The following is an 11,444-nucleotide window of genomic DNA, read 5'->3' as shown; positions in this document are numbered from 1 at the left end:
ACGATCTCCGGTCGCCTACGAGAACGCCTTGCCATCAGCAACAACTACCCTGGCCCAAGCCGCATAGACGTGTTCAATATTCGGGGTCAAGCCCCGAGCGCTGCCAGCTGGCGCATGGTCAGGTTCGTCTGCCAGTACGCGGCGACCAGCAGCACGCGGTCCTCCAGCGGCAGACTCCACGGCCGGCCCTTTGCGCACCGGATCTGCACCTTCGCGCCGCAGCGCGGTGATCAGCTTGTTGAACTGCGGAGGGCTCAGCCCGGTGAACGGGGCTATCCAGGAGGGCTCCGACGCCGTGATCACACCAGTCACTGCGTGATCATTCCACTGCTTTAGGTTCTCCCTGCTCGAACGCGATGCGGCAGCGTTCAACCTGCTCGGCCACATGCTCCATGAACCAGTGCATGATCTCGTAGGGGACGACGTGCTTGTCGTGGCTGTGGATCTGGACGGTCGGCTCCAGGTCCGGATCCTCGTCGGGTATCACCGCCACCAGGAAGGCCACTCCAGGCAAATGCGTTTCGGCGTGAGGGATCTCAGCCCACGCGGCCGGCGCCGGGGCGGCCTTGCTCAGCTCTACACACCGCGCGTCGTCCGGCAAGGCGTAGTGGAACTGGATGGTGTAGTGACGGCCCGCATGAGCGCGCAGCTCTGGCATGTCTGCAGGCTGTCACAGCCCCGTGTCGGAGTCTCGTGAGTATCCCGCTCAACACGTGGCGCGGGCGCCGGCCAGCCTTACGGGACGACCCTGAAACGTCCACAATCTCTGCGAAAGGTGCTGGAGGGCGTCATCTACTCCCGAGGCGGGGCGCCCGCCGCGCCGATGCCGTCCACGACGTTTGTGTCACAACGGTCCACACCCGGCGGAGAACGTGCATGCGATGGACATGGCTGCACGTAGCGTGTAGCTGGTGTGTGGGTTCTTGCTCGGCATAGCGGCAGGGTGAAGTACTTCCTGCCCTACACCGCTATAGCCACCAGCCTCATCAACCGCGCACAGGCCCCATACACGCCACACAGCAAGCCTTCACATGTGAATAGAATTCCCGACTCATGGCCGAAGGTCGAGTTGACGTGTCGGATGAGGAACGGGCTGCGCTTGAGGGGTGGGTCGTGGTTCCACGCTGCAGGCGTGGGACCTTTCGTTGCCGGATTGTCCTGGTATGTGCGGATGGCGCTTCGAATAGGGATGCCGCGGCCGGGCTGGGTTTGACTGCCCATGCGTGGGCCGCTGGCGGGTGAGGTTCCGTCGAGCACCGAATCGCCGGCCTGGGCGACATGCCGCGCTCGGCCCGCGACCGGCCACTGACGAGCAGGCAGCCGCGCTGGTCACCCGGATGTTGAAGTCCACCCCGAAGGACGCGACGCACTGGTCTACGCGGTCGATGGCGAAGGAGACCGGCCTGTCGCAGTCGACTGTGTCGCGGATCTGGCGGGCATTCGTCCTCCAGCCGCACCGCGTGCAGGCCATCAACCTGCCGACGCGGACCTGTACTTCGTCGACAAGGTCCATGACGTCGTCCGCCTCTACCTCGATCCGCCCAGACGGGCTCTTGTCTCCCATGGACGAGAAGTCGCAGAACCAGGCGCTGAGCATTTTCAGCGGTGGGTGAGGATGTCTCTGGCGATGCGCTTTGCGGAGGATGTGCCAGGTCTTGATCCGGGCGATGGCTCTCTCGACGGGCCATCGCGGCCGGGCATGTGCCCGGTTTGACGCACTTCTGCGCGGTCGTGAGGTCCCTACCTGGTCTTCTGCGACGGGGTACCGCGACACTGTCGCCGGCTCCCTGGTACGTACGCCTTGTCAGCCAGAAGGGGGATGCCGAGCCGGATGCGGGGGAACCAACAGAGCCCCAAGGCTGAAGAGCTGAGCGTAGACACCTTGCTCAACAGCCTTGGGGTTCCGCCCCTTCCACACACCACACCATCACCCGATCAGTGAGCGTTTTCAGTGCGGCCACTGATCGGGTGACGGGGGCGGTGTGGGGTCGGGATGCGCAACGGACAGGGCTCCCGTGCCGTTGAGGGAGGTGTTCGACGTCTCAACTCCGCAGCACAGGAGCCCTGTTGGTTCCGTATCCTGCCGCACTCGACCTGCCTCACGCCTTGGTCGAGTGGGTCACGATGGTCATCGTCACCCGTGAGGGTGACCGGCGGTGCAAACTCCCGCCGCACCGCCGTGCGCTGGTCGCACTCGTATACCTGCGTCGCCGTGACACCCTCGCCCGTATCGCCAGAGGCTTCGGGATATCCGTCGGCACCGCCCACGCCTACGTCACCGCGGTCACCGGTCTGCTCGCCGAGCAGGCGCCGGGCCTGTTGAAGACGCTGCGCGTGCACGACCCGGACTTCGTCCTCCTGGACGGCACGCTCGCCGAATGCGACCGCGTCGGCGACGGCAGGGCCGATTACTCCTCGCAACACAAGCGGCACGGCGTGAACGTGCAGGTCGTCACGGACCCGGCCGGTGAGATTCTGTGGCTGTCGCCGACGTTGCCGGGCCGGCCCCACGATCTGACGGCCGCCCGCACCCACAAGATCCTCCGGATCTGCGCGCGCCAGGGTGTCCCCATCCTCGCCGACATGGCCTACATCGGTGCGGGCGACTGCGTCACCACCGCCAAGCGCCGTTGGCCCAACGGCGAACTCACCCTGACCGAGCGGACGGAGAACCGGGCCCTGTCCGTGGCCCGGGCACCTGTCGAACGAGGCATGGCACCGCTGAAGTCCTGGCAGATCTTCCGCAGATCCCGCATCAGTCCCAACCGCATAAGCGTCATCACCAAGGCCGTCCTCACCCTGGAGAAGCAACGCTGAAAACGCTCAAATGACCACTCTGAAAATGCTCACAATCCGCACCTCGCCGATGGCACGGGTGGCGGTGGAGCGGTCCATACCGAACCAGCAGGCCAGCACGTCATGAGTGACGGCATGGTGCAGATGCACGAGCGTCGCCAGGAGCCGGTCGACGAACACACCAGCCCGGTGTTTCGCGCCCGCGCCCCCAGCCCGCTTCCGCGGCCTGAACGCGAGCTTGGCCTGGTGCCACTCGTGCCACTACGGCCCTACCCCAGCAACGAGTTCAGCGATCACGCCAGCCGACAGGCCGATGACCCTCCGGTCGCCGATGATCGCTGCACGAGACGCGTTCCCCACCACACGACCATGATCAACGATCGAGAACTTGACATCTCACCGCCTACTGGAGGGCACGAACTTGTTAGATCACCACTCGATCAATGCGAATCCCGCCGCCATACCGCCGCCGAAGCCGGCGAGGAGAATCAGATCACCCGAGCTGAACGCGTCGGCGCGGGCGGCCGCGTCAAGGGTGATTGGGACGGAGGCCGCTCCCGTGTTGGCGTACTCGGTCAGCGTTCGGTGCATCGTGGCTTGGGGCAACCCCAGGTCGGCGAAGAGGTTGTCGAGCATGATGCCGTTGGCCTGGTGCGGCACGAAGTGTCGGATTTCGTCTGGATCGACGTCGGCCTCATAGAGGAAATTTTTGACGAGCTGCGGCACGTTGTCCAAGACGAAGCTCTGTACTCCTCGCCCGTCCATGGAGAAGTACTGCAGACCGGCGTTCAGACCGGCCTGGTCCAGCGGTGCCCGGCTGCCGCCCCCCGGTACTTCTATGAGATCCGAAGAGCTGCCGAACGAATGCAGAGCTACGTGCCGGATGCGGGAGCCGCGGCGGGCCGCCCCGACCTGTTGGGCCCCGTCCGGGTCGCCCGCGGACAGAACCATGGCCCCAGCGCCATCCCCGAAGAGGATGACCGTCTTGCGGTCGGCTGGGTTCAGAATGCGCGAGTACAGGTCCGCCCCGATGACCAGCGCGTGACCGCCGCGACGAGCCAGCGCGCCCTCGGCCGCTGAGAGCGCGAACACGATTCCGGAGCAGACCGCGTTGACGTCGAACACTGCTGCCTTGGCTGCACCAAGTTTCTGCTGCACGTAGGACGCGGTGGGCGGTTGCGGCCGGTCCGGCGTGGACGTGGCGACCACGATCACGGACAGCTGAGGGGCGGTGACGCCCGCCGATTCAAGCGCGGCCTGGGCCGCGGCCGTGGCTAGGTCGGAAGTGGCCTGGTCATCGGCGGCCCAGCGGCGCTCCCGAATAGCGGTCTTGCGGGTGATCCATGCGTCGTCGACCCCGGCTGCCGCAGCGGCCTCGTCATTGGAAACGACGCGATCAGGCACGTAGGCACCCGTACCAAGGATCCTTAAGTCGGTCATGCGCTTGCCCTCCTCTCAGAGGGTGTGGAGTTTGGTAAGTAAGGGCCCGGCAGGCACCAGCACCGGCCGCCAGCAATGGGCCCCTCGGTCCGGGGCCAGTGACTGGGGCCAGCCCCGCTGCGGGATCGGATCATGCTCTAGCGTGGCTGGTAGAGGCGTTTGTGACCGCTGAGGCCGGCTAGACGGAACGGCCCGGTGGTTTGGGTCGGCGTGGAGTAGTCGCCCCCGTCGGTCGGGAAGGACCACTCGTGCAGCTCCCGGTACTCGGCGTAGGTGACCGGCTTGCGTCGGGCGATCGCGTCGAGATTCGCCTCACTTCGCAGGTGGGTTTGGTAACCATGGGCGACGGTGCCTGCGAAGAACTCGGCGACGCTGCCAGATCCATAGCTGAGGAAGCCAATGGCTCGATCGGCCAGGTCTCCGGCCTGGTCAAGCAGCGCAGCGAGGCCGAGGTACATCGAGGCGGTGTAGCTATTACCGATGACGGCGTTGTATGCCAGAGTCTGGCCAATGGCTCGCTCGACGTCGTCCTGGTCGGTGTCCATAAGACCGACGTGGTTGAGCAAGTGGCGGTGCGCCTTGTGGGCCATCTTTGTGAACGGCTGGTGGTAGCAGAACGCGGCGAACTGGTCGAAAGAGCGGCCGCCCTGCTCCCCGTAGTCCCTCCAGGCGCCTTCCACTGCCTGTAGGTATGCCTGGACGGACTCCTGCCCGTCGACCAGCGCGGCGTCTCGGTAGTTGGGCCGCCAGAAGTCCATGACGTCGGCGGTGAATAGGCCCGAGGCGTTCTCGATCCGTACCAGCGCGGGGTCGGCGCTGACCAACAGTGCCACCGCGGCGGCGCCCTGGGTCGCCTCGCCCGGGCTATCCAGCTCGTACTTCGAGACGTCACTCGCGATCACGAGAACCTGTTGGTCGGCGTCACGCCTGACGAGGCCGATGGCGAACTGGAGGGCGGCAGTCGCTCCGTAGCAGGCCTGCTTGAGCTCGACGACGCGGCAGGCTGACTGCAGTCCAAGCAGGGAGTGCACGTAAATGCCGGCGGACTTCGCCTGGTCGATCGAGGACTCCGTCGCGAAGATGACCGTACGGATCCTGTCGTTGCCATGCCGGGCGATGATGGGCGCGGCGGCGGCCGCGCCCAGCGTGACGATGTCTTCGTCTGCGGCGGGCACGCTCATCGACTTCTGGCCGATGCCGATATGGTATTTGCCGACGTCGGTGCCGTTGTACTCAGCGAGAGCCGCGTGCGGCAGGACGAATTGGGTCGTGGCGAACGACAGATCGTGAATTCCGACGGCTAAATTGTTAGACATGCTTAAACACCAACTTCTTCGGTCTGGTTCCCACGTTCCATCTGAATGTGCGATCGCATGAGCTCGCCAGGATTCGTCTGGGCGGCGAGCAGTGAGAGTTCACCGCACAGCACCGTCGCCGCCCCGATAACGGCGAGTCGGCGCGCGTTTGCACCGGGCTCGCGGTCGGCACGGCAGCCGAGCCGGGTCAGGTTCGTCTCCACAAACCCGAGGCCCTTACCGTTGCCCACCGTCCCCACGATCAGGTTTGGCAGGGTGCAGGCGAAGTAGAGGTCGCCGCCGCGGTCCTCGGCCATCGTGACGCCCTGTGAGCCTTCGACTATGTTGGCCGCGTCCTGGCCGGTGGCCAGGTAAAAACCGAGCAGCATATTCGCGTAGTGGGCGTTCGCCGAGCGGATGCCGCCGGCAAGGAGGGTCCCGAGGAGGTTCTTGCGGATGTTTAGTTCGACGACCTTTGAGGCGGTCGTACGCAGGACACCAGTCACCACGTCGCGCGGGATGAGTAGCTCTGTGATCACGTTCTTTCCGCGGCCGAGAATGCCGTTGATCGCCGTGGCCTTCTTGTCCGTGCAGTAGTTTCCGGAGATCGATCCGTAGGAAATACCGGGAATAGTCTGCAGCAAATGCTTCAGTAGCGCCTCGGATGCGAGCGTAGCCATGTTGTGGCCAGAGGCGTCGCCAGTGGAGAATTCGAAGCGGATGAACAGCAGGTTGGCGTTAATCTCGTGCCTGATACCGATCAGCTCCGCGAACCGGCTGCCGGTACGAACCACTTCGCGGAGCTCGTCGAGCCGTGCCTCGATAGTCCGTGCTGCTGTGTACGCAGTCTGCGCGTCCGTCGCCTCGACCAGCACGGAACGGGTCATCCGCTCGTCGACGAGGGTGGCAACGATCCCCTTCTCTACCAGCCTGGACACCTTCGCGCCCCGTCCCACGGAGGGCCACAGCGGCGTCTCGTAGGTGGCAAGCGGCACGTGGGTCTCGGTCTCAGCGACGTTCCCCGAAATGCGCACGGGCCCGACCCACTTCATCGGGACCCCGGCTATTGCGTGTGCTTCAGTCATCGTGTGTTTCCCGTCATCTCGTGGAGGGCGTCGACCGACCGGGCACGCTGGGCGAGCTGCTGCGTGGCGATGCCCCGGTCGGCGCAAAAGGATCGAAGGGTGCCGTGGATCAGTAGGTCCCGACTGGGGAGGTCTGCGGGCCTGCGGGCGCCGAGCATCGTCTGCAGGGCGGCAAGCTGGTCCATCCAGTTCGTTATTTGCGAGATCAGAGCCGAGACACCGCCGTCGAGCAGGGTGCGCAGAAAGACCCCGGAAACGCCCACGCCAGAGGCGCCGAGGGCCAGGGCACGAGCGATGTCGAGAGGGTTGCGTACGCCGCCGGAGGCCAGCAGCGGAAGACCAACGTCCCGGGAGTCCAGGAGACACGCAGCGGTAGACTGTCCCCAATCGTCGAGGAATGCGTAGTCGCCGAGCGCGCGCCGACCATTCTCAATGCGGGCGAAGTCAGTACCGCCCTTGCCACCTACGTCCGCTACAGGCACGCCGAGCTGCTGGAGCCTCAGGACGGTTGCTCGGCTGAGGCCGTTGCCGACCTCTTTGACGATCACGGGAACCTGAACAGCCGAGGTGATCTTCTCGATCTGCGAGGCCCAGGATGCGAACGACCGGTCCCCCTCGGGCATGGCTGTCTCCTGCGTCGCGTTGATGTGAATCTGCAGGGCATCGGCTTCCAGCATGTCGATGGCGCGCTGGGCGTTCTCGACCGAAGCCGTCGCGTTAACGTTCGCCATGACGAACCCGTTCGGGTTCTGCCGGCGCAGTACGCGGAAGGTGTCCACACATGTTGGGTCTTTGAAGTAGGCATGCACGGAGCCCGAGGCGATGGCCACACCGGTCTCGCGGGCGGCGATCGCCAAATCCCGGTTGATGACACCCGTCTTGGCGGTGCCGCCGGTCATCGCGTTGATGTATAGCGGCACCGACCACGAGATCCCGGCGAAGGTCGTGGTAAGAGACGTCTCCGACCGGTCGATACCGGCCAGGGCGTGGTGGACGAACGACACCTCGTCAAACTGGTTGATCCCACTGCGTGTGTCCTGCTGCGCCAGAGCGAGCCGGACATGGTCATCTTTGCGCTGAGCGCTCATTCCTCGATCCTTTCGATGGCGGGACAGACGGGCAGGGGTAACACCCCGGCCGCGGCCCACCGTTGCCGTACATGTGCAATCTGGTCCGGAGCTTCGGTGTCCAGCAGGGCGATACCGCAGTCGCCGCCCCCAGCCCCTGAGGGCTTGGCCGCTCCACCGGCACCTTCGACGGCCTCGCACAGCGCTGTCAGCTCGGCCGTGAAGATGCCGAGGCCGACCTCTTCGTCCACACGCGCCAGCTCCTTCCGGGCCTGCCGGAGCTGATGCAACAACCCCTGGCTGTCACCGGTTTCGAGCGCGGTGATCAGGGCACGTACAAATTTGGTGGAGGTCTCAACGAACTTGCGATGCGAGTCGGTGCCCCGCCAGGTCCGCCAGCGCAAGCCGGACACCAGTGCCGTCGTGGAAGCCGGGTTCCTGGTCCACCCGACTTCCAAGGAGAGGCCGCTTGGCGGCGGGAGCCGCCGTACGGCGAGACCCGGCCAGGGCGCGCGCAGCGCTTCCTCGATGCCTTCGTGCTCGGCTAGGTCGAGCACGAAGGCCCGGTTGGGCGCGTGGTACGCGATCCAGCCGCCCCATGTGCTAGCGGCCAGGTCGCCACCGGAACCGTTGAGGTCGATCCGGGCGGTGGCGATCATGGCCAGCCGGAACCGGGAGTCAAGCGACAGCTCCACGCCACAGAAGGCGGCGACAGCCTCCACAGTCGCTACGGTCACCGCTCCGCTTGAACCCAGTCCGAACTTGCGGCCATTGTCGTGCAGCTGACTGATGACGCAGATACTCAGTGTCGGAACGGGCAGACCGCGTTCGGCCAGCAGCCGGCCCACGGTCTCGACCGCCGATACCACGTGCACCAGTACGCCGCTGGCACTCTCTTCGCCGCCCTGGACGTGAAGGAAGCCTTCGCGCCATTGCCAGCGCAGCGCTCGCGGACTGAGCTCGGAGGAGATCACCACGTCGGCGTCCGCGTCGCGGGAGCCGGACACTGTGACCGTTACCTCCCGGTCTACCGCCACGAGGACGGCCGGGGTGCCCGGCTCCACCACGGCGTACTCACCCGCGACAAACAATTTACCTGGTGCACGGCGGACAATCGTCCGTCCAGAGGTCATCGTCCACCTTCGTTCAGCAGACGGGCTCCCGGCCCGAGCCCGGCGACGTGCACCGAGCGTCCGGCCGCCGCAGCGCGAACGACCTCGGCCACTCGGTCGGCGTCCGCGCGGTGGCACAGCACCTTGACGTTGGGTCCCGCGTCCATGGTCGCGTAGGCGGATATCCCGTCGCGCCTAAGCTGCAGCACACTGTCGAGCACGGTGAGCGAGGCGGACGACATGTACCGCACCGCAGGGCGTGCACCCAGCATGGTGGCGTGCATGCCGAGTGCGTTGCGCTCAGCGATCTCGCCTACGGCGTCGAGGTCTCCGCGCAGCAACGCCGCCCGCATCTCGACCAGATCGCCCTTGCATGATTGGGCCCACGACTGGAACAGCGGCGACGTGTCGACCGTTCGACGCATCGCCATACGACTGGACACATCCTTGGGGCCTGCGTTGACCACCGCGATCACGAGCGCTGGCTCGATCTCGCCCGTAGGAACCGGTTCGGCATAGGAGCTGAGGTCGGCCTCCGCGGCCGGAGCCGTGTACGTGCCCGCATTCCAAACTGCGAAGCTACCGAAGATCGACCGCGACGCGGAACCCGATCCGCGCCTGGCCAGGCGGGACAACCCGGTGGCGTCAAGGCCAAGTCCGTACACGGCGGCGGCGGCCACGGCCAGGGCGGCGAAGCCACTGGCCGACGAGGCCAAGCCAGCTCCCGTAGGGCCTGCGTTGCGGGTGTCCACGACGGCGCGGTAGGGGAAATTGGCCCGCTCACGCACTAGGTCGAGGAAGGCGACAATACGTCGCTCCGCCTCACCCGTCGCAGGAACGCCATTGAAGGTGATTTCGTCGTAACTTGCCTTGGCGTCAAGCCGAATCTGAGTGGTCGTGGGGAAGATCTCCAAAGTCATCGAGAGGCTGGTAGTCCAGGGTAGGAACAACTGCTCGTCGCGCTTACCCCAGTACTTGATTAGCGCGATGTTCGGGTACGCGACGGCGGTGGCGCCACGATCAAGGAGATGATGGCGTGGCTCAGCCCTCCGAAGGCTATCAGCAGCCATGGTGAAAGAACCTTCCTACTGGCGTGAGCCAAGTACGCTCAGCACCAGGTTCAAGTAAGTGTGCAGATATATTCCGCGCTTGCTTCGGGCTATCACTACAGGCAGCCACGCAACCTTCGCGACCACCACCGCCAATCGTTGCACCTATTCCGCTAGCGACCAGGGTGTCGAAATCCAGACCTTTTCCACTAAGTGTTGCGCACCAGATGCTCATCAGGAGCCAGAAGGCGCAGGGCCGGCCTCTAGCTAGATCCCGGACGGCCGCGCGGGTCAGGACTGAACCCGAAATCCTCCGGACGAACCCGGCCTGCACTTGCATGCCACGCTCAAACCTGCCTCGCAGCAACTCGACAGAGAATTTTGCCCGCCCGGACTCACCGATGACCCCTATGATAAACACCCTGCCGAACCCAGTGCGCGGTTTTTCGGTAACGCCGTCCGACAGCGGGACGGGCAACGATGAACCGGCGGCGAGGATATCGACTAATTTCCGTCGTCTTGTATCGGAGACCAAAGGGAGGGCGGGAGTAGAAATAATACCGGCGATCATAATGTACCCTCGCCCGAGTTTGCCGGGATACGCGAGACCAAAGAGGCGGTCGCCGTGATCGATAGTTCCGGGGCCGAAGAAACCAGGCCCGGAGCCCCACAGGCAACCGCGCCCACTTTCCTGCGAGTAAATTTCATGCCGAAATATCGGCTACTCGATTCACTCGCCACACCCCCCAGATCAGGCAATGTCATGCGCCTTACTCCCCTGACCAGTTCCTTCATTTCATTTTTAAACGAGAGAGGACTGCGGCACCCGTGGCGCACCCAACATCCTTACGAAAGTTACCCACCTCTAGCATAGACGGGTCTTTATTGGAACAGTGGAGGTGACCGCCAGCGCGAGTATTTGTTACTCAGATTCACCGAGGTAGGCGGGCGCTGTCGCGCAAGCGTCTTAGTACACACTCTAGGCAAAGCCAGAATCCACTTCCGCGGATTAATAATCTTGATCGGCAACTCTCAGCTCGCGACTAGACTGCCACAAGATCATTCACTGCCTCAAACGCTAGCCTCCGTCTACAACAGTCACTGAGGAGTGGTTATGGCATGGCGAGGTGACACGCCGCCATGAAATCGCCGATGAGAAGCGGGAGTTGCCCCTCCATTCAATACCCGCCCGCGAAGGGCGACCACGTGTGGAAGATCGGCAGTTCGTCAGCGGGATAGCCCGCAGACTCCGTACGGTCTACCGGCATGGCCTGCGGCCGCTGGCCGCGTCGGCGTCTTCCATGGTCCGTGACATCCGCACGGCTTTGGCAAGCCGTGCGGATGTGGGTGGTTAGAAGATGCCGTCTCCGAGCATGGCGAAGCAGTGGTGCTGGCTTCGCCCCGCGCCGGAAGCTGCTCCCTGACGAAGCCCTTCCCCCTTTTCGCACCCGCATGGGCTGCGACCGGCGTACGCGCTCGGCACGCCGCTCGGGAAAGCGCCTAGCTAGAGCCGGGCGATGCCGAGCATGGCCTGGTGAACCCCGTTGCCCTTGAGCCGGCAGTCCCGCAGGATCTTCCAGTTCTTCAGCCGCGACAGAGC

General features: G+C 64.7%; 8 protein-coding genes and 3 pseudogenes. 1 reads left to right on the top strand and 10 read right to left on the bottom strand.

Annotated elements, in window-relative coordinates; genetic code table 11:
• Positions 1–95 precede the first annotated feature (95 nt).
• Positions 96–312: pseudogene (locus ACZ4NT_RS37610) on the bottom strand (transposase family protein); the annotation flags it as partial.
• Positions 313–319: 7 nt separating this feature from the next.
• Positions 320–658 (bottom strand): hypothetical protein, encoded by a 339-nt coding sequence (locus ACZ4NT_RS37605; RefSeq protein ID WP_467729876.1) that lies wholly within the window; start codon positions 656–658, stop codon positions 320–322.
• A gap of 1,409 nt (positions 659–2,067) precedes the next feature.
• Here ACZ4NT_RS37605 and ACZ4NT_RS37600 point away from each other — a divergent pair.
• Positions 2,068–2,817, top strand: a complete 750-nt coding sequence (locus tag ACZ4NT_RS37600; protein WP_467729874.1) for a transposase — start codon at positions 2,068–2,070, stop codon at positions 2,815–2,817.
• Positions 2,818–2,853: 36 nt separating this feature from the next.
• Here the strand turns inward: ACZ4NT_RS37600 and ACZ4NT_RS37595 are convergent.
• The 8 genes and pseudogenes from ACZ4NT_RS37595 to ACZ4NT_RS37560 all read right to left on the bottom strand — a co-directional run.
• A pseudogene (locus tag ACZ4NT_RS37595) lies at positions 2,854–3,159 on the bottom strand (helix-turn-helix domain-containing protein); the annotation flags it as partial.
• A 66-nt stretch (positions 3,160–3,225) separates the two neighbouring features.
• Positions 3,226–4,236, bottom strand: coding sequence for a 3-oxoacyl-ACP synthase III family protein (locus tag ACZ4NT_RS37590; RefSeq protein ID WP_467729871.1), 1,011 nt, complete (start codon positions 4,234–4,236; stop codon positions 3,226–3,228).
• 137 nt (positions 4,237–4,373) lie between these two features.
• Complete coding sequence (locus ACZ4NT_RS37585; RefSeq protein ID WP_467729869.1) at positions 4,374–5,552, bottom strand: hydroxymethylglutaryl-CoA synthase; 1,179 nt, start codon at positions 5,550–5,552, stop codon at positions 4,374–4,376.
• Positions 5,553–5,554: 2 nt separating this feature from the next.
• Positions 5,555–6,616, bottom strand: coding sequence for a hydroxymethylglutaryl-CoA reductase (locus ACZ4NT_RS37580; protein WP_467729867.1), 1,062 nt, complete (start codon positions 6,614–6,616; stop codon positions 5,555–5,557).
• Complete coding sequence (gene fni, locus ACZ4NT_RS37575; RefSeq protein ID WP_467729865.1) at positions 6,613–7,704, bottom strand: type 2 isopentenyl-diphosphate Delta-isomerase; 1,092 nt, start codon at positions 7,702–7,704, stop codon at positions 6,613–6,615. Before fni ends, ACZ4NT_RS37580 begins: the two co-directional genes overlap by 4 nt.
• On the bottom strand, positions 7,701–8,816 hold the full coding sequence (locus tag ACZ4NT_RS37570) for a phosphomevalonate kinase (RefSeq protein WP_467729863.1): 1,116 nt from the start codon (positions 8,814–8,816) through the stop codon (positions 7,701–7,703). Before ACZ4NT_RS37570 ends, fni begins: the two co-directional genes overlap by 4 nt.
• Complete coding sequence (gene mvaD, locus ACZ4NT_RS37565) at positions 8,813–9,865, bottom strand: diphosphomevalonate decarboxylase (RefSeq protein WP_467729861.1); 1,053 nt, start codon at positions 9,863–9,865, stop codon at positions 8,813–8,815. Before mvaD ends, ACZ4NT_RS37570 begins: the two co-directional genes overlap by 4 nt.
• A 1,483-nt stretch (positions 9,866–11,348) precedes the next feature.
• Positions 11,349–11,444, bottom strand: a pseudogene (locus ACZ4NT_RS37560) (IS5/IS1182 family transposase); the annotation flags it as partial.

This window comes from Streptomyces sp. NPDC026417, assembly GCF_055567695.1.
The sequence above is the reverse complement of the archived record's forward strand: the minus strand, read 5'-3'. Positions and strand labels throughout refer to the sequence as shown.